Annotated in this window: 16 protein-coding genes; 10 read left to right on the top strand and 6 right to left on the bottom strand. The window is 70.3% G+C overall.

Annotation, left to right across the window (positions count from 1 at the left end; all coding sequences use genetic code 11):
* Positions 1 to 45: 45 nt before the first annotated feature.
* From ABKA17_RS13375 to pssA, 8 genes are all read left to right on the top strand, one after another.
* Positions 46 to 855: a TetR family transcriptional regulator gene (locus tag ABKA17_RS13375; protein WP_353692206.1), complete on the top strand. Its 810-nt coding sequence runs from the start codon at positions 46 to 48 to the stop codon at positions 853 to 855.
* A gap of 413 nt (positions 856 to 1,268) precedes the next feature.
* Complete coding sequence (gene ccrA, locus ABKA17_RS13370; protein WP_353692205.1) at positions 1,269 to 2,612, top strand: crotonyl-CoA carboxylase/reductase; 1,344 nt, start codon at positions 1,269 to 1,271, stop codon at positions 2,610 to 2,612.
* A gap of 17 nt (positions 2,613 to 2,629) precedes the next feature.
* On the top strand, positions 2,630 to 4,678 hold the full coding sequence (locus ABKA17_RS13365; RefSeq protein ID WP_353692204.1) for an ethylmalonyl-CoA mutase: 2,049 nt from the start codon (positions 2,630 to 2,632) through the stop codon (positions 4,676 to 4,678).
* Positions 4,675 to 5,634 (top strand): HpcH/HpaI aldolase/citrate lyase family protein, encoded by a 960-nt coding sequence (locus tag ABKA17_RS13360; RefSeq protein WP_353692203.1) that lies wholly within the window; start codon positions 4,675 to 4,677, stop codon positions 5,632 to 5,634. Before ABKA17_RS13365 ends, ABKA17_RS13360 begins: the two co-directional genes overlap by 4 nt.
* A gap of 5 nt (positions 5,635 to 5,639) precedes the next feature.
* Entirely contained in the window at positions 5,640 to 6,152 is a 513-nt protein-coding gene (locus tag ABKA17_RS13355; RefSeq protein ID WP_046257947.1) for a MaoC family dehydratase, read from the top strand.
* 2 nt (positions 6,153 to 6,154) lie between these two features.
* On the top strand, positions 6,155 to 7,369 hold the full coding sequence (locus ABKA17_RS13350; RefSeq protein WP_353692202.1) for an acyl-CoA dehydrogenase family protein: 1,215 nt from the start codon (positions 6,155 to 6,157) through the stop codon (positions 7,367 to 7,369).
* Between the two features lie 170 nt (positions 7,370 to 7,539).
* Complete coding sequence (locus ABKA17_RS13345) at positions 7,540 to 8,199, top strand: phosphatidylserine decarboxylase (protein ID WP_353692342.1); 660 nt, start codon at positions 7,540 to 7,542, stop codon at positions 8,197 to 8,199.
* A 22-nt stretch (positions 8,200 to 8,221) separates the two neighbouring features.
* Entirely contained in the window at positions 8,222 to 9,040 is an 819-nt protein-coding gene (pssA, locus tag ABKA17_RS13340; RefSeq protein WP_353692341.1) for a CDP-diacylglycerol--serine O-phosphatidyltransferase, read from the top strand.
* Between the two features lie 167 nt (positions 9,041 to 9,207).
* On the opposite strand, the gene ABKA17_RS13335 is transcribed toward pssA, so the two are convergent.
* The 5 genes from ABKA17_RS13335 to ABKA17_RS13315 are packed head-to-tail and all read right to left on the bottom strand — an operon-like array spanning position 9,208 to position 14,011.
* Complete coding sequence (locus tag ABKA17_RS13335) at positions 9,208 to 10,470, bottom strand: ABC transporter substrate-binding protein (RefSeq protein ID WP_353692201.1); 1,263 nt, start codon at positions 10,468 to 10,470, stop codon at positions 9,208 to 9,210.
* Positions 10,467 to 11,564 carry a branched-chain amino acid ABC transporter permease gene (locus ABKA17_RS13330; protein ID WP_353692200.1) on the bottom strand — a complete coding sequence of 366 codons (1,098 nt, stop codon included), beginning with the start codon at positions 11,562 to 11,564 and terminating at the stop codon, positions 10,467 to 10,469. Before ABKA17_RS13330 ends, ABKA17_RS13335 begins: the two co-directional genes overlap by 4 nt.
* Entirely contained in the window at positions 11,557 to 12,447 is an 891-nt protein-coding gene (locus ABKA17_RS13325; protein ID WP_353692199.1) for a branched-chain amino acid ABC transporter permease, read from the bottom strand. The genes ABKA17_RS13330 and ABKA17_RS13325 overlap by 8 nt, the downstream gene beginning before the upstream one ends.
* A complete protein-coding gene (locus ABKA17_RS13320; RefSeq protein WP_353692198.1) occupies positions 12,444 to 13,208 on the bottom strand; it encodes an ABC transporter ATP-binding protein in 765 nt (254 codons plus the stop codon). Before ABKA17_RS13320 ends, ABKA17_RS13325 begins: the two co-directional genes overlap by 4 nt.
* Positions 13,209 to 13,213: 5 nt before the next feature.
* A complete protein-coding gene (locus tag ABKA17_RS13315; protein ID WP_353692197.1) occupies positions 13,214 to 14,011 on the bottom strand; it encodes an ABC transporter ATP-binding protein in 798 nt (265 codons plus the stop codon).
* A gap of 181 nt (positions 14,012 to 14,192) precedes the next feature.
* Here ABKA17_RS13315 and ABKA17_RS13310 point away from each other — a divergent pair, with 181 nt between their 5' ends.
* Positions 14,193 to 15,389 (top strand): PucR family transcriptional regulator, encoded by a 1,197-nt coding sequence (locus ABKA17_RS13310; protein WP_353692196.1) that lies wholly within the window; start codon positions 14,193 to 14,195, stop codon positions 15,387 to 15,389.
* Here the strand turns inward: ABKA17_RS13310 and ABKA17_RS13305 are convergent, their stop codons facing one another.
* Positions 15,390 to 16,508, bottom strand: coding sequence for a glycerate kinase (locus tag ABKA17_RS13305; protein WP_353692340.1), 1,119 nt, complete (start codon positions 16,506 to 16,508; stop codon positions 15,390 to 15,392).
* Positions 16,509 to 16,699: 191 nt separating this feature from the next.
* On the opposite strand from ABKA17_RS13305, the gene ABKA17_RS13300 reads away from it, so the two are divergent.
* Positions 16,700 to 17,770 carry an ADP-ribosylglycohydrolase family protein gene (locus ABKA17_RS13300; protein WP_353692195.1) on the top strand — a complete coding sequence of 357 codons (1,071 nt, stop codon included), beginning with the start codon at positions 16,700 to 16,702 and terminating at the stop codon, positions 17,768 to 17,770.
* Positions 17,771 to 17,795 lie beyond the last annotated feature (25 nt).

The raw sequence follows: 17,795 nt of genomic DNA, 5'->3' as shown, positions 1-17,795 counted from the left end.
CCGGGACATGAGCGCCAACCTGCGCACATGCAGTACGTTCGGGTCATGTCCCAGCCCGCCAAGTCCTCACGTACACCAGCTACGCCCGACGCGCCGGAAAGTGCCGCAGGCAGTCGCGCGGCGGCCCAGCGGCTCAAGATGCGCCGAGAACTGGCGGCCGCGGCGATGGAGCTGTTCTCGACCAAGGGGTACGAGGCGACCACCGTCGACGAGATCGCGGCCGCGGCAGGAGTCGCGCGCCGCACCTTCTTCCGCCACTTCCGCTCCAAGGAAGAGGCGATCTTCCCCGACCACGACGACACGTTGATCCGCGCCGAGGCCGTCCTCAACGCCGCTCCCCCGCACGAGCATCCGCTCGACACGGTGTGCAACGGCATCAAGGAGGTCATGCGGATGTACGCGGCCCGGCCGGAGATCTCGGTCGCCCGCTACAAGCTGACGCGCGAGGTGCCCACCCTGCGCGAGGCGGAGATCGCGTCGGTGGCCCGCTACGAGCGGCTGTTCACCCGCTACCTCCTCGGCCACTTCGACGAGCACGCGCACGACGACGACGCCAACGACGACCCGCTGCTGGCCGAGGTCGCCGCGTCCGCGGTCGTCACCGCCCACAACCACGTGCTGCGGCGGTGGCTGCGGGCCGGCGGACAGGGCGATGTGGAGTCACAGCTGGACCACGCCTTCGCGATCGTGCGCAAGACGTTCGGTTCCGGCATGGGGGCCGGGCGCAACACCACCGCCCGACCGGCCGCCGCGACGGTCTCCACCCACGGCGAGGTACTGGTCACGGTCGCCCGTACCGACGCCCCGCTCGACCAGGTCATGCGGACCATCGAGGAGGCGCTCAAGGAGCGCTGAGCGCTACCGCACCGCTGTGATGACGGCCACCCCTCGGGGTGGCCGTTTTCGTGTGTCTCCACCCGATTTCAAGCGCTCTTCAAGCCGCGTTCGATCGATCATCGCTCATTTGTTACGTAAAGATTTCACCTGAGAGCAATTCCTGGCACTCAGTGCCTTGCGAGGTGACACGCGGTGTCATACGTTGATGTTGTCCGGGCGGCCGGCGTGCAGAGACCTTTCGTACGCCGGCTGTCCCAACAAGTCATCGACTTGCCCGCCCGGACGCCTGCGTCACAGGCACCCTCCGCGCCACAAAGCGCTGCCGAAGCACCACCTCGCCGAACCGACGGCACTTCCCACCCAACCCTCAGCAGCACCGACGTAACCCTCAGCGTCCCTCCCTCAGGACGCGTATCGCCGGAGGCAACACCGTGACCGTGAAGGACATCCTCGAAGCGATCCAGTCGCCCGACTCGACGCCGGCCGACTTCGCCGCTCTGCCGATCCCCGAGTCGTACCGCGCGATCACCGTGCACAAGGACGAGACGGAGATGTTCGCGGGCCTCGAGAGCCGCGACAAGGACCCGCGCAAGTCGACCCACCTGGACGACGTGCCGGTCCCCGAGCTCGGCCCGGGCGAGGCCCTGGTCGCCGTCATGGCATCGAGCGTCAACTACAACTCGGTGTGGACCTCGATCTTCGAGCCCCTGTCGACCTTCGGGTTCCTGGAGCGCTACGGCCGCACCAACGACCTCGCCAAGCGGCACGACCTGCCGTACCACATCATCGGCTCCGACCTCGCGGGCGTCGTCCTGCGCACCGGCCCCGGCGTCAACGCCTGGAAGCCCGGTGACGAGGTCGTCGCGCACTGTCTGTCCGTCGAGATGGAGTCCTCGGACGGCCACAACGACACGATGCTCGACCCCGAGCAGCGCATCTGGGGCTTCGAGACCAACTTCGGCGGCCTCGCCGAGATCGCGCTCGTGAAGTCCAACCAGCTGATGCCGAAGCCGGCCCACCTCAGCTGGGAGGAGGCCGCCGCACCGGGCCTGGTGAACTCCACCGCCTACCGCCAGCTCGTCTCCCGCAACGGCGCCGGCATGAAGCAGGGCGACAACGTCCTGATCTGGGGCGCGTCCGGCGGCCTCGGCAGTTACGCCACGCAGTTCGCCCTCGCGGGCGGCGCCAACCCGATCTGTGTCGTCTCCAGCGACCAGAAGGCGGACATCTGCCGCTCGATGGGCGCCGAGGCGATCATCGACCGCAACGCCGAGGGCTACAGGTTCTGGAAGGACGAGCAGACCCAGGACCCCAAGGAGTGGAAGCGCTTCGGCAAGCGCATCCGCGAACTCACCGGCGGCGAGGACATCGACATCGTCTTCGAGCACCCCGGTCGCGAGACCTTCGGCGCCTCCGTGTTCGTCACCCGCAAGGGCGGCACCATCACCACCTGCGCCTCGACCTCGGGCTACATGCACGAGTACGACAACCGCTACCTCTGGATGTCCCTGAAGCGGATCATCGGCTCGCACTTCGCCAACTACCGCGAGGCCTGGGAGGCCAACCGGCTCATCGCGAAGGGCAAGATCCACCCCACCCTGTCGAAGGTCTACTCCCTGGAGGAGACCGGCCAGGCGGCCTACGACGTGCACCGCAACCTCCACCAGGGCAAGGTCGGCGTGCTGTGCCTGGCCCCCGAGGAGGGCCTGGGCGTGCGCGACGAGGAGATGCGCGCCACGCACCTCGACGCCATCAACCGCTTCCGCAACATCTGAGACACCCGGGGTCATAGATGACTGAGCGTCAGCCCGCCGAAGGCGCGCGGGAGAAGGACCGGCCGTGGCTCATGCGCACGTACGCCGGCCACTCCACGGCCGAGGCGTCCAACGAGCTGTACCGCCGCAATCTCGCCAAGGGGCAGACAGGGCTCTCCGTGGCCTTCGACCTGCCGACGCAGACCGGCTACGACTCCGACCACATCCTCGCCCGCGGCGAGGTGGGCCGGGTCGGTGTGCCGGTCGCGCACCTCGGTGACATGCGCCGGCTGTTCCAGGACATCCCCCTGGAGCAGATGAACACCTCGATGACGATCAACGCCACCGCCATGTGGCTGCTGGCGCTCTACCAGGTCGTCGCCGAGGAGCAGGGCGCCGACATCACCAGGCTCCAGGGCACGACCCAGAACGACATCGTCAAGGAGTACCTGTCCCGCGGGACGCACGTGTTCCCGCCGGGGCCCTCGCTCCGGCTGACGACGGACATGATCTGCTACACGGTCAACCACATCCCCAAGTGGAACCCGATCAACATCTGCAGCTACCACCTCCAGGAGGCGGGAGCCACCCCCGTCCAGGAGATCGCGTACGCGATGTCGACGGCGATCGCGGTCCTGGACGCCGTCCGGGACTCCGGCCAGGTGCCGCCGGAGAAGTTCGGGGACGTCGTCGCCCGGATCTCCTTCTTCGTGAACGCCGGCGTCCGCTTCATCGAGGAGATGTGCAAGATGCGCGCCTTCGGCCGCATCTGGGACAAGGTCACCCGTGAGCGCTACGGCATCGAGAACGCCAAGCAGCGCCGCTTCCGCTACGGCGTCCAGGTCAACTCCCTCGGTCTGACCGAGGCGCAGCCGGAGAACAACGTCCAGCGGATCGTGCTCGAGATGCTGGCCGTGACCCTCTCCAAGGACGCACGCGCGCGTGCCGTGCAGCTGCCCGCCTGGAACGAGGCGCTGGGCCTGCCCCGGCCCTGGGACCAGCAGTGGTCGCTGCGCATCCAGCAGGTCCTCGCCCATGAGAGCGACCTGCTGGAGTACGAGGACATCTTCGAGGGCTCGCACGTCATCGAGGCGAAGGTGTCGGCCCTGGTCGAGGAGTGCCTCACCGAGATCGACCGGATCCAGGAGATGGGCGGCGCGATGGCCGCCGTCGAGTCCGGCTACCTCAAGTCCCAGCTTGTCTCCTCGCACGCCGAGCGCCGGGCCCGGATCGAGTCCGGCCAGGAGAAGATCATCGGCGTCAACATCTTCGAGACGACCGAGCCCAACCCGCTCACCGCAGACCTCGACACCGCGATCCAGACCGTGGACCCGGCCGTCGAGGCCCGCGTGATCGAGGGACTCCAGCACTGGCGCGACACGCGCTACCAGCCGCCCTTCAACCACCCGCGCCCGTGCAAGGCGCTGGAGAAGCTGAAGGAGGCCGCCAAGGGCACCGCCAACCTCATGGAGGCGACCCTGGAGTGCGCCCGCGCCGGCGTCACGACCGGCGAGTGGGCCGGGGCGCTGCGTGAGGTGTTCGGCGAGTTCCGGGCGCCGACCGGGGTCTCGTCGGCGCCGGTCGCGGTGCCGGCGGAGGAGGGCTCGGCCATGGCGGACGTGCGCCGCAAGGTCGATCTGACCGCCAGGGACATGGGCGTCGGCAAGCTGCGCTTCCTGGTCGGCAAGCCGGGCCTGGACGGGCACTCCAACGGCGCCGAGCAGATCGCCGTACGCGCGCGTGACGCGGGCTTCGAGGTGGTCTACCAGGGCATCCGTCTGACGCCCGAGCAGATCGTGGACGCGGCCCTCGCCGAGGACGTGCACGCGGTCGGCCTGTCCATCCTGTCCGGCTCGCACGCCCAGCTGGTGCCGGACGTCCTGGAACGGCTCCATGTGGCCGGTGCCACAGACATCCCGGTGATCGCCGGTGGCATCATCCCGAACGGGGACGCCGAACAGCTCCGGGCAGCCGGAGTGGCCGCGGTCTTCACCCCGAAGGACTTCGACATCACCGGAATCATCGGCCGGATCGTCGACGAGATCCGCAAAGCGAACAAGCTCGACCCCCTGGAGGTCCCCGCATGACCGTCAACCGTCTGCGTCCCCGCCGCTCGTGTCTCGCGGTGCCGGGAAGCAACCCCCGCTTCCTGGAGAAGGCGCAGGGCCTCCCGGCGGACCAGGTCTTCCTCGACCTGGAGGACGCGTGCGCCCCGCTCGCCAAGCCCGAGGCACGGCACACGATCGTCAAGTTCCTCAACGAGGGCGACTGGACCGGTAAGACGCGCGTGGTCCGGGTCAACGACTGGACGACCGAGTGGACGTACCGCGATGTCGTCACCGTCGTCGAGGGAGCGGGCCAGAACCTCGACTGCATCATGCTGCCGAAGGTGCAGACCGCCCAGCAGGTCGTCGCCCTCGACCTCCTGCTGACCCAGATCGAGAAGACGATGGGCTTCGAGGTCGGCAAGATCGGCATCGAGGCGCAGATCGAGAACGCCCAGGGCCTCAACAACGTCAACGAGATCGCGACGGCCTCCCAGCGCGTCGAGACGATCATCTTCGGCCCGGCCGACTTCATGGCGTCGATCAACATGAAGTCGCTGGTCGTCGGTGAGCAGCCGCCCGGCTACCCGGCGGACGCCTACCACTACATCCTGATGAAGATCCTGATGGCCGCCCGCGCCAACGACCTCCAGGCGATCGACGGCCCCTACCTCCAGATCCGCAACGTGGAGGGCTACCGCGAGGTCGCCCAGCGCGCCGCCGCGCTCGGCTTCGACGGCAAGTGGGTGCTGCACCCGGGTCAGGTCGAGGCGTCCAACGAGATCTTCTCGCCCTCGCAGGAGGACTTCGACCACGCCGAGCTGATCCTGGACGCGTACGACTACTGCACGTCCGAGGCCGGCGGCAAGAAGGGCTCGGCGATGCTCGGCGACGAGATGATCGACGAGGCCAGCCGCAAGATGGCGCTGGTCATCTCCGGCAAGGGCCGCGCGGCGGGCATGCAGCGCACCTCGAAGTTCGAGATCCCGGAGGCCTGAGCGCGATGCAGTTCGGACGCACCTACGAGGAGTTCGAGGTCGGGGCGGTCTACAAGCACTGGCCCGGGAAGACGGTCACGGAGTACGACGACCACCTCTTCTGCCTTCTCACCATGAACCACCACCCGCTCCACATGGACACCAACTATGCGGAGAACACGACGGACTTCGGCAAGAACGTCGTCGTGGGCAACTACATCTACTCGCTGCTGCTCGGCATGTCCGTGCCGGACGTCTCCGGCAAGGCGATCGCCAACCTGGAGATCGAGTCGCTGCGGCACGTGGCGCCGACCTTCCACGGCGACACGATCTACGGCGAGACGACGGTCCTCGACAAGACCCCCTCCAAGTCGAAGAACGACCGCGGGATCGTCTACGTCGAGACCAAGGGCTACAAGCAGGACGGCACGCTGGTCTGTGTGTTCCGCCGCAAGGTGATGGTGCCGACCGAGACGTACATCAAGGAGCGCGGCGGCGAGCAGCCCGGCCGCCCCACTCTGAAGCAGCAGGAGAAGTAGTCATGGCGCGACTCGCCCAGACCGCCGGTCTCACCGACATCCAGCAGGAAATCCTCTCCACCGTCCGCGACTTCGTGGACAAGGAGATCATCCCGGTCGCCACCGAGCTGGAGCACCGCGACGAGTACCCGCAGAGAATCGTCGACGGGCTCAAGGAGTTGGGCCTGTTCGGCCTGATGATCCCGGAGGAGTACGGCGGTCTGGGCGAGTCGCTCCTGACGTACGCGCTGTGCGTCGAGGAGATCGCCCGGGGCTGGATGTCGGTGTCCGGCATCATCAACACCCACTTCATCGTGGCGTACATGCTCAAGCAGCACGGCACGCAGGAGCAGAAGGACCACTTCCTGCCGCGCATGGCGGCCGGCGACATCCGCGGCGCGTTCTCGATGTCGGAGCCGGCCCTGGGCTCGGACGTGTCGGCCATCACGTCGAAGGCGGTGAAGGACGGCGAGGAGTACGTCCTGAACGGCCAGAAGATGTGGCTGACGAACGGTGGGACGTCAAGTCTGGTCGCCGTTCTCGTCCGAAGTGACGAAGGACTCACTCCCGAGGAGGCGGCCGCCAAGCCGCACAAGTCGATGACGACCTTCCTCGTCGAGAAGGAGCCCGGCTTCGGAGAGGTCCGCCCCGGCCTCACCATCCCCGGGAAGATCGACAAGATGGGCTACAAGGGCGTCGACACCACCGAACTGATCATGGATGGCCTGCGAATTCCGGCCAACCGGGTGCTCGGCGGCGTCACCGGTCGAGGTTTTTACCAAATGATGGACGGCGTGGAGGTCGGCCGCGTCAACGTGGCGGCGCGTGGCTGCGGTGTCGCTCAGCGTGCTTTCGAACTCGGCGTCTCGTATGCCCAGCAGCGTCACACTTTCGGCAAGCCGATCGCTCAGCACCAGGCGATCCAGTTCAAGCTGGCCGAGATGGCTACCAAGGTCGAGGCCGCGCATGCGATGATGGTCAACGCGGCACGCAAAAAGGACTCCGGGGAGCGAAACGACCTTGAGGCTGGGATGGCGAAGTACCTCGCCTCCGAGTACTGCAAGGAGGTCGTGGAAGACGCCTTCCGGATCCACGGCGGCTACGGCTTCTCCAAGGAGTACGAGATCGAGCGCCTCTACCGCGAGGCTCCGATGCTGCTGATCGGTGAAGGTACCGCCGAGATCCAGAAAATGATCATCGGTCGCAGGCTGCTCGAAGAGTATCGATTCCAGGGCTGATTGTCCGGATACGGGGTGTTTTCTTGGAGAAGAAGGTCACACCCCGTCAACACTCTTCAGCCGCCGACTCGGCTTCCTGGCTTGCCCAGTTGTGGCCCTCGACCGGTACGATCCCGGGAAAGCCGCCGTCCCCCGTTACCGCGCGGCGCCATCCGCTACGAAGGTCATCCATGCCCCACAGCCAAACCTCTGCACCACGCGACAGCCAGGTCGGCGGCGTACGCCTCGCGCGCGGAGCATCGCCGTGGCTTCTCCCGACGGTCGCCACCGCAGCCCTCAGCCTCGTGCGTGCGCGCAAGTCCGGTGCCGCCAAGGCCGTCGCCGTGCCCGCCACCGCGCTCGCGGCGGGCATGCTGTGGTTCTTCCGCGACCCCGAGCGCGAGATCGCCACGGGCCGGGTCATCTCGCCCGCGGACGGTGTGGTGCAGAGCATCATGCCGTGGAAGGACGGGCGCACCCGCGTCGCGATCTTCATGAGCCCGCTCAACGTCCACGTCAACCGCGCGCCTCTCTCCGGCACGGTGACGTCGGTCGAGCACATCCCGGGCGGGTTCGTTCCGGCGTTCAACAAGGAGAGCGAGAACAACGAGCGCGTAGTCTGGCACTTCGACACCGAACTCGGTGACATCGAGATGATCCAGATCGCCGGCGCGGTGGCCCGCCGCATCGTTCCCTACATTCCGCAGGGCACGAAGGTCGAGCAGGGCGACCGCATCGGTCTGATCCGCTTCGGTTCGCGCGTCGACATCTACCTGCCGGAGGGCGTGGACGTCGCGGTCGAGGTCGGTCAGAAGACCGTGGCTGGGGTGACTCGCATTGACCGTGATTGATCCTGAGACACAGGCGGGCTGGGTGCCCGAGGCCGTCGAGGCGGACGAAGAAGAGGAGATGCCTCTTTCTCTCCGCCTGTCGATAGCGGACACCCTCACCCTCGGCAACGCCACGTGCGGCTTCATGGCGGTGTACTTCACCACCACCGGCATCCTGATCCCGCAGCTCACGGGCAGCCAGGAGTCCGGCATGGCCCGCAACAGCGCGGCCACCGCGGTCATCCTGATGCTCTGCGCGGCGGTGTTCGACCTGTTCGACGGCCTGGTGGCGCGCAAGCTGCGCTCCTCGCCGATGGGCGCGGAGCTGGACAACCTCTCCGACCTGGTCAGCTTCGGCCTGGCACCGGCGTACTTCGTCCTCGTCTACGGCATGGTCGCCGCCGACGCCTCCCAGCGGGTGGCGGCGGTGGGGGCGATCGTGGTGCTGCTGGCGGTGGTGCTCAGACTCGCGCGGTTCTCCTGTGTGACGGTGAAGGACGGCACCTTCCAGGGCATGCCGTCACCGTTCGGGGCGTTGACCGTGGTCTCGATCGTGCTGCTCGAGCTGCCCTTCGAGGCGACGCTGATGGCGATCCTGGGGACGGCGTGGCTGATGGTGAGCCGCGTGGAGTACCCGAAGCCGCGGGGCATCCTCGCGGTGGCGATGCTCTGCTGGATCGTGTCGGCCATGGGCCTGCTGGCGGCGTGGGCGTTCGACGCCCCGGGGGGACAGCTGCTCCTCCAGACGGGCTGCGCGCTGCAGCTGGTCATGGGCGCGGTCATCCCGTTGTTCGCCACGGCCCGCCGGGTGAACAACTTCCGGGACAACCGGCGTGAGGCGCGGGCGGCACAGCTGCCGTAGGGCTTCGGCACATCACAGCGAGGGGGCCCGAACCGGATGGCGGTTCGGGCCCCCTCGCTGTTGCGGCTGCCGGGTCGGCGCAGTTCGTCCGCTGCGGGCCGGTCGGGGCTGGTCGCGCCCGCGCGGCGGAGCCGCATATCGATGCAGCCCCGCGCCCCTTCGGGGCCTCAGGCCCCGGGCGTGTACGCCTCCGCCACTTCGGACGCCGCCGCCTCCCGTACGACCTTCATGCCGCCCGTCACGCTCTTGTCGGGCTGAAGGATCACACTCTGCCGGGAGGACGGGGACTTCGGGTCGGTGAAGTTCTGGGCGGGGCCGAAGCCCAGGTCGAAGGCGTTGATCGTGAGCAGGGCCTTGTCGACGCCCTCGCGGGTGAGGTCCTTGCTCGCGCAGGCCTTCTTCAGGGCCTCGCCGAAGGCCGACACGGCGGTCCAGCCGGCGACGATGCCGTTGTCGAGGGCGTCCTTCGGATAGGCGGCCTGATAGTCGGCCACGAGCTTCTTCGCCTGCGGGGTGTCCGCGCCGATGGGCAGCGACGGCGAGGCCACGTAGTAGTTCTTCATCAGGGCCGGTCCCGCCTGGGTGGCCAGCAACTGGGGCGCGAAGGCGGAGTTGTTGCCGATGATCGGCACGTCGAAGCCGCCGGCCGCCGCCACCCCGACGAGCGAGGCCGCCTGGCGCGGACCCGCGCTGAGCACGATCGCCTTGACACCGGCCTGCTTGAGGGCGGCGACCTGGGCGGTCATGTCGTTGTCGGTGGGCTTGATCTTCTGCTCGACGACCGTCAGCCCCGCCTCCTCGGCGATGTGCCGGGAGCCGACCAGGGCGCTCTCGCCGTAGTCGCCCTCGAAGTACACATGGCCGATCTTGTCGCCCTTCTTGACGCCCTTCTCCTGGAGCAGGAAGTCGACGGCGTTGATCGTCTCGATGTCGTACGTGGAGCCGATGACCCGGATGTACGGGCTGCCCAGCAGCGCCGCCGACCAGGCCTGCGGCAGCACCAGCCCCTTGTCCTGGCCGTCGACGCGCTGCTTGACGGCCGCGACGAAGGGCGAGCCGATGAACTGGGCGAAGCCCAGCACCTTCGGTTCCAGCTCGGTGTAGGCGGAGACGGCCTTCTGCGGGTCGTAGCCGTGGTCGCGGACGGTGAGCTGGACCTTGTAGCCGCAGACGCCGCCGGCGGCGTTCAGCTGCTTCACGTACAGCTGCTGGGCCTGGGTGACGCTCTTGCCGAGCGTCGCGTAGACACCGGTCATGTCGGTGAGGGCGCCGAGGCTGATCGTCCTGCCGGAGATCCCGTCACCGGTCTTCACCCCGCCCGCGCCCGCCTTGTCACCGTCGTCGTCCTTGGCCTTGGAGCTGCAACCGGCCAGTACGAGCAGTGCGGCGAGCGCGCCCGCGGCGGTCCTGGCCGCGTATGTCCTGTTCATCGTTCCTCCCCTGGAGGGTTCTGCCCTGGATGGGTTGTGACGCGACGCCGGGCGGCCACCCTGACCAGGCCGCCGGGCAGGAACAGCACCACCAGCACGACGGCGGCGCCGTAGAGGTACCGGGATGCCTCGCCCGGTGCGATCCCGCCCGTGCCGGGGGCGGAGACCAGGGGCAGCGCATCGCTGTAGCGGGTCAGCAGTTGGGGCAGCAGGGAGACGAACACGGCCCCGGCGACCGCGCCGGAGACCGAACCGAGCCCACCGATGACGATCATGGCCAGGTATTCGAGGGACAGCGTGATGCCGAAGTAGTCGGGCACCGTGCGCTGGAAGACCAGGGCGAGCAGGACGCCCGCGAGGCCCGCGTACATCGAGGACAGCACGAAGACGGCGGCACGGTGGCGGGCGACGGGCACGCCGATCACACCGGCGGCGATGCGGTGGTCGCGGATGGCGTTCATGGCCCTGCCCGGGCGGCCGCCGAGGACGCCCCGGGCGAACAGCGCGCCGGCGAGCAGCAGGACGAGACCGGCGTACCAGAGCTTCTCGGCCGATCCGAACGGTACGGCGGCGACGAGGAGTTCACGGTCGTCGAAGGTGAGGCCGAAGAGGCTGAGCGGCGGTACGTCACGGCCGTTGGCGCCGCCGGTCAGATCGTGGGCGTTGAACATCACGTGCTGGCCGATGAAGACGAGGGCGAGCGTGGCGATGCCGAGGTAGGCGCCGCTGAGCCGCCCGGAGATGGGGCTGAACAGCCCGCCCGCGACGCCTGCGACCAGTACCGCGAGGACGGCCGCGAGCCAGCTCGGCAGGCCGAGGCCGGTCAGTCCGTCGCCGCCGTCCGCGGCGAACACGCAGTAGCCGTAGGCGCCGACGGCGAGGAAGAAGGCGTGGCCCATGGAGAGCTGGCCGGTGGCGCCGGTGAGGAGGTTGATGCCGATCGCGCCGATGGCGGCGGCCATGGCGAACAGGCCGGCCTGGAGCCAGAACCGGTCGAGGTAGAAGGGCAGCGCGAGCAGGACCAGGGCCCCGGCCGCCCAGACCCAGGTACGGGTGCGGACCAGCCGCAACGGTTTCACCAGGACCTCAGACACGGGCCGGCTCCTTCGTGCCGAACAGTCCGGCGGGCCGGATGAGCAGGATCGCGACCATGACCAGGTAGGGCGCGAGGTCGCCGAGGCCCCGTCCCAGGAACGTCAGATCGCTCTGGTAGCCGGTCGCCAGCGACTCCGTGACGCCGACCAGCAGCCCGCCCACCAGCGCGCCGGTCGTGGAGTCGAGGCCGCCGAGGATCGCGGCCGGGAAGGCCTTGAGCGCGGCCAGCGAGGTGGCCCGTTCCAGTCCCGGCGTGGGGAAGACGGTGAGGAACAGCGCGGCCACGGCCGCCAGTCCCCCCGCCGCGGCCCAGGCACCGAGCGACACCCGGCCCAGCCGTACGCCCATCAGGGCGGCCGTCTCCGGGCTCTCCGCGGCCGCCCGCATCGCCACTCCCCACGAGGTGTACCGGAAGGCCAGCAGGAACACGGTGATGAGCAGGGCCGCCGCCACGAACGCGGCGATCCGGGTGTGGGCCAGGGAGATCGAGCCGATCCGCAGCACCGAGTCGCCCCACGGGTCTCCCAGCGCGAGGACGTCCGTGCCGATGCGGCGGGTGAGTTCGGTGGTGAGCAGGATGTCGACGCCGATGGTGACGATGGCGAGGACGCTGTGGTCGGAGCCCCGGTAGCGCCGCATCACCAGGAACTCCACCGCGGCCCCGACCACGGCCGCGCCCGCGATCCCGACGAGCAGCGCGGGCCAGAACCCGAGGTCGTCGTGGAGGGACGCGGTGACATAGCCGCCCGCGAGCAGCAGCGAGGCGTGGGAGAAGTTGACGACCTCGGTGGCCCGGAAGATCACCACGAACCCGAGCGCGATGAGCGCGTACACCGACCCCAAGGAGACCCCGTTGAGGAGGATTTCGGCGAAGGTGCTCATGACGCCTCCCCCAGGTACGCCCGTACGACGGCCGGATCGTTCTGTACGTCGGCGGGGGTGCCGTCGGCGATCCGGCGCCCGAAGTCCAGTACCGTCACGGCGTCCGCGAGCCGCATCACCACCCCCATGTCGTGTTCGACCAGCACGATCGAGATGCCGAGGCCGTCCCTGACGCCCGCGATCACGGCGGCGGTACGGCGCCGTTCGTCGGCGGTCATCCCGGCGACCGGCTCGTCGAGCAGCAGCAGGCGCGGCTCCATGCAGAGCGCGCGGGCGAGTTCGGCGAGCTTCTGCTGCCCGTACGGCAGGGAGCCCGCCGGACGGTCCAGGCAGTCCGCGATGCCGACGAACTCGGCGATCTCCCGGACGCGTTCGCGGTGGACGCGCTCCTCGCGAGCCGCCGAGGGGAGACGGAGTCCCGCGGCCAGGAAGCCGGTTCGGGTGAGCCGGTGCCTGCCGAGGAGCAGGCTGTCCTCGACGGTGGCGCGGGGCGGCAGGGCGAGGTTCTGGAAGATACGGGCGACCCCGAGGCCGGCGATGCGGTGCGCGGGCATGCCGGTGAGCTCGTGGTCGCCGAAGCGGACGCTGCCCTTCGTGGCCCGGTAGACCCCGGACAGGACGTTGAAGCAGGTGGACTTGCCCGCGCCGTTGGGGCCGATGAGGGCGTGCACGGTGCCGGGGCGGACCGTGAAGCTGACGTCGTCCAGCGCGGTGAGTCCGGCGAACCGGACGGTGAGGTCGCGTACTTCGAGCGGGTCCACCGGCGTCACCCCTTCCACCGGGTGAGCGTCCGTCCGGCGTCGGCCTGTGCCGCGTCCGCGGCCGCGTCCTCGTCGACCACGCCCAGATAGCGGCGCCGGACCTCGTCGGAGGCGGCCAGTTCGGCGGCCGGGCCCGACAGCGTCACCTCGCCCACTTCGAGGACGTACGCGCGCGTGGCGAGCCGCAGGGCGAGGGCGGCGTTCTGTTCGACGAGGAGGACCGAGGTGCCCTGTTCGTTGATCTCGCGGACGGTGTCGGCGATCCGCTGGGCCATCAGCGGGGCGAGGCCGAGAGAGGGTTCGTCGAGGAGGAGGACCTTCGGGGCGGCCATCAGGGCCCGGGCGACGGCGAGCATCTGCTGTTCGCCGCCGGAGAGCAGGCCCGCGCGTTGCTGGGCGCGGTCGGCGAGGACGGGGAACAGCTCGTGGACGCGTGCGAGGGCCTGGGAGCGACCCGCGCGGCCGCCGCCGAGGGCGCCCGCGCGCAGGTTGTCGGCGACCGTCATCCGGGCGAACACCCGGCGCCCCTCCGGCACCTGGCACACCCCGGCCGCCACCACCCGGTCCGGCGCGAGCCCGTCCAGGCGGCGGCCGCCCAGGCTCACGTCGCCCTCGGTGACCGCGCCGCCGTGGAAGGACAGGGTGCGGCTGATGGCCCGCAGCAGTGTCGTCTTGCCCGCGCCGTTGGAGCCGAGGACCGTCACCACGGTGCCCTCGGGCACCTCCAGCGACACCCGGCGCAGGGCGCGCACGGGTCCGTATCCGACCGACAGTTCCCGCACCACGAGTCCGGGACCTCCCATGGACTTCCCCCCTGTCCTCACTCGGTGTGGCGCTCACCCCAGCACCGGCCGGGGCGTGCGTCCACGGCCCGCGGCGGAATCGCTGCGGGTGCCCAGCGGGCCGGGCGGGGCGTTGTGCGTGTGCACAACACCGCGTGTCAGGGGCCTGTGCGCGGCCGCGTCGGGGTGACATCCTCCGGCCATGGGAGGGCGACGGCCACGCACCGGTCATGACTGGAAGCTGCTCGCGGAGTCCTGCACGGCTCTGCTGGAACGGGTGCCCGAGCTCGTCGACGAGCACCTACGGCAACTCACCGAACACTCCCCCGTCTACGGGCGCGTGCTGCCGTACGACGCCCAGTGGCGGGAGGCGGAGGAAGCGTTCCGGATCGGCATCGAGACGATCTCCGCGCCCCGGGACTCACCCCGCCGCGACCTGGCGTACGCCGAGGACGCGGGCCGGCGCCGGGCCCAGCAGGGCCTGCCGCTGGATCTGCTGGTGCACGCCTACCGCAACGCCGGCTATCTGGTGTGGGACGCGCTGGTGGAGGGCGCGGCCGGGCGGGAGCCGGAGCGGCTGGCGGCGCTGATGCGGTCCACGACGATGGTGTGGTCGGCGGTGGACGCGCAGGCCCAGGCGGCCTCGGAGGCGTACCGGGCGACGGAGGCGGACCTGCGGCGGCGAACGGACGAGCAGTTGCAGGCGCTGCTCGACGCGCTCCTGGAGGGGCAGTCGACGCCGGGGCTCGCGGCGCGGGCGGCGGCGGGCCTCGATCTGCCGGAGCACGGGCCGTACGCGGTGGTGGTGCTGCGGGCCGAGCGGCGGGACGGCGGCGGGCGGACGTTGCAGGGGACCGGGTTCCGGTTCATCTGGCGGATGCGGGCGGACTGCGAGGTCGGCGTCGTCGCCCTCACCGCCGGTCAGGGCCTTGACGGCGTGGCCCGGGCGCTCGACGGGCGGTGCTCGGGGCCCGGCGGCATCAGTCCGGTGGTGCCGGGGCTCGCCGAGCTGGGGCGGGCCCGGCGGCTCGCGGAGCTGGCGCTGCGCACGTGCGCGCCGGACGCGACCGCCGTCGTACGGCTGGACCAGCGGATGCCGACGGCGCTCGTGGTGAGCCAGCCCGAGCTCGCCGACCGGTTGGTCGCGGACGTGTTCGGCGAGCTGCTGGCCCTGGAGCCCGCCGACCGGGCCGTGCTCCTGGAGACCCTCGATGTGTGGCTGACGTGCGAGGGCTCCGCGGGGCGGGCCGCGGGACGGCTGTACTGCCATCGCAATACGGTCTTCAATCGTTTACGACGACTGGAACAGCTGACGTCCCGGTCGCTGGCCCGGCCCCGGGATCTGATCGAGATGACGTTGGCCCTGGACGCGTACCGGCTCTCGGGTGCGCGGAGGTGATCAGCTCAGGAAGTCGCGGCCGATCTGCTCCGCCACCCGCTCCAGGATCGGTCCCGCGTCCGCGATGCACTTGGCCACGTCCGGCTCGATCTCCGTGAGGGGGTACGCCCGCCGGATGCCGGCCCGGCCGAGCGCCTCGGGCGGCAGGGCCAGGCGCCCGCAGACCGCGACGACCTCCTTGTCCGCGGCGCGGGCCGCGGCGGCGACGCCTGCGGGGGCCTTGCCGTGCAGGGTCTGCTCGTCGAGGGAGCCCTCGCCGGTGATGACCAGGGTGGCCTTCGCCAGCGCCGGCGCGAAGCCGAGGACGTCGAGCATGACCTCGATGCCGGCGCGGAACCGGGCCCCGACCAGCAGGGCGCCGTAGCCGATGCCGCCCGCGGCGCCCGCGCCCGGGGAGGCCGCGAACTCGGCGGCCTTGGGGCCGACGGCCTCCTCCAGCACGCGCGCGTAGTGCGCGAGAGCCTCGTCGAGTGCCGCCACGTCGTCCGGGGAGGCGCCCTTTTGCGGGCCGTAGATCGCGGGGGCGCCCTTCGGGCCGGTCAGCGGATTGTCGACGTCACTGGCGAGGACCAGCTCGACCTCGGCGAGGCGCGGGTCCAGGCCCGACAGGTCGGCCGTGGCGAGATCGGCGAGACCGCCGCCGCCCGGGGCGACCGGCTCGCCGTCCTTGTCGAGGAACCGCGCGCCGAGCGCGGTCAGCATGCCGGCGCCGCCGTCCGTGGTGGCGCTGCCGCCGACACCGAAGACGATGCGGCGGGCGCCCGCGTCGAGCGCGGCCCGCAGCAGCTCGCCGGAGCCGTATGTGGAGGCCGTGAGCGGGGCGAAGACGCCCTTGGGGAGCCGCTGGAGGCCGCTGGCCTCCGCCATCTCCACCACGGCCGTGTCGCCGCGCAGCGCGAAGGCGGCCGTCACCTCCTGGCCGAGGGGGCCCGCGGCCTGGATCTCGTGCCGCTCGAAACCCGCCGCGACCGCCGCGTCCACGGTGCCGTCGCCGCCGTCGGCCACGGGCAGCGCCTCGACGTCGAGACCCGGCACGACCCGGCGCAGCCCGGCCGTGACCCGCTCGGCGACCTGCACGGCCGTCAGCGACCCTTTGAACTTGTCCGCGGCGATGAGCACCCTCTGGGCACCGTTGCCGTCAGCGTCCGCCACCTTGCTTTCCCCTTGCTCTCCGGGCCTCGACGATGTCGGGCCAGTCGCGCCGCTGTGACCTTAACCGGAGGTGCCCCCCGCCGTCATGCCCCGCCCGGTCCCTGAGAAGCCGCCACGACCCCCCTGTGCGGGCGGCCGGAATCGGGTACACCGGTCCTATGACCCCTGTGGGCACCGAGCCAGAGCTCGCCGACCGCGTCCTCGGGGGCTGGCTGGGCCGGATCGCGGGCAACATGCTCGGCAAGCCGGTCGAGCAGGGCGACCTGTGGACGCGGGACCGGATCGACCGCTATCTGCGGCGGGCCGCCGCCCTGCCGCTGACCGACTACCTGCCCGAGCCGCCCAGCGAGAGCGACGGCTTCGAGCTGCGCCCCGAGTGGCGCAGTTGCGTGCGCGGCCGGATCCACGGCAGCTGCCGGGACGACGACGTGGACTACGCGATCCTCGGCCTGGACCTGCTGGAGACCCACGGCTTCGGCTTCAGCACCGAGCAGGTCGGCGAGCTGTGGCTGCTCAGGCTGCCGTATCTCCAGACGTTCACCGCCGAGCGGGCCGCCTACCGCAACCTCGCCAACGGGTTGAAGCCGCCGCTGACGGCGACGTACGACAACCCCTGTCAGGAGTGGATCGGCGCCCTCATCCGCGCCGACATCTACGGCTGGACCTGCCCCGGCAGCCCACGCCGCGCCGCCTCCCTGGCCCGCCGGGACGCGGTGCTGTCGCACACCGGCAACGGGGTGTACGGCGCGATGTGGGCGGCCGCGCTGGTGTCGGCGGCGTTCACCGCGTCGACGGTGCGCCGCGCCCTCGACGAGGCGCTGACCGTCGTACCGGCGAGCAGCCGCCTCGCCCGGACCGTGCGGCGGGTGATCTCCCTCCACGACACCCGGATGACCTGGGAAGACACCCTCACCACGGTGGCCGAGGAGACCTCCCGGATGGGCTGGATCCACACCGTCCCGAACGCCGCGGTGCTCACCGCCGGGCTGCTCTACGGCGACGGCGACTTCACCCGGACCGTCACCCTGACCGTGCGGGGCGGTCTGGACACCGACTCCAACGGGGCCACGGCCGGGTCGGTGGCCGGTGTGCTGACGGGTGCCGAGGCGATTCCGGCGCAGTGGAAGGAACCGCTGGAGGACACGGTGCGCAGCGCGGTGTTCGGGTTCGACGGGGTGCGGATCAGCGAGCTGGCCGAGCGGACGCTGCGGCTGGTGGATTCGGAGTGACGCGGCGGCCTTTCGGTCCTGCCCG

This window comes from Streptomyces sp. RG80, from assembly GCF_040446465.1.
Taxonomy (GTDB): domain Bacteria; phylum Actinomycetota; class Actinomycetes; order Streptomycetales; family Streptomycetaceae; genus Streptomyces.
The sequence above is the reverse complement of the archived record's forward strand: the minus strand, read 5'-3'. Positions and strand labels throughout refer to the sequence as shown.

What these genes read in the sequence shown, in the direction of transcription:
- ABKA17_RS13315 (WP_353692197.1), bottom strand. Translation starts at nt 14,011, where the DNA reads ATGGGAGGTCCCGGACTCGTGGTGCGGGAACTGTCGGTCGGATACGGA.
- ABKA17_RS13325 (WP_353692199.1), bottom strand. Translation starts at nt 12,447, where the DNA reads ATGAGCACCTTCGCCGAAATCCTCCTCAACGGGGTCTCCTTGGGGTCG.
- ABKA17_RS13360 (WP_353692203.1), top strand. Translation starts at nt 4,675, where the DNA reads ATGACCGTCAACCGTCTGCGTCCCCGCCGCTCGTGTCTCGCGGTGCCG.
- ABKA17_RS13350 (WP_353692202.1), top strand. Translation starts at nt 6,155, where the DNA reads ATGGCGCGACTCGCCCAGACCGCCGGTCTCACCGACATCCAGCAGGAA.
- ABKA17_RS13365 (WP_353692204.1), top strand. Translation starts at nt 2,630, where the DNA reads ATGACTGAGCGTCAGCCCGCCGAAGGCGCGCGGGAGAAGGACCGGCCG.
- ABKA17_RS13300 (WP_353692195.1), top strand. Translation starts at nt 16,700, where the DNA reads ATGACCCCTGTGGGCACCGAGCCAGAGCTCGCCGACCGCGTCCTCGGG.
- ABKA17_RS13310 (WP_353692196.1), top strand. Translation starts at nt 14,193, where the DNA reads ATGGGAGGGCGACGGCCACGCACCGGTCATGACTGGAAGCTGCTCGCG.
- ABKA17_RS13345 (WP_353692342.1), top strand. Translation starts at nt 7,540, where the DNA reads ATGCCCCACAGCCAAACCTCTGCACCACGCGACAGCCAGGTCGGCGGC.
- ABKA17_RS13355 (WP_046257947.1), top strand. Translation starts at nt 5,640, where the DNA reads ATGCAGTTCGGACGCACCTACGAGGAGTTCGAGGTCGGGGCGGTCTAC.
- ABKA17_RS13375 (WP_353692206.1), top strand. Translation starts at nt 46, where the DNA reads ATGTCCCAGCCCGCCAAGTCCTCACGTACACCAGCTACGCCCGACGCG.
- ABKA17_RS13335 (WP_353692201.1), bottom strand. Translation starts at nt 10,470, where the DNA reads ATGAACAGGACATACGCGGCCAGGACCGCCGCGGGCGCGCTCGCCGCA.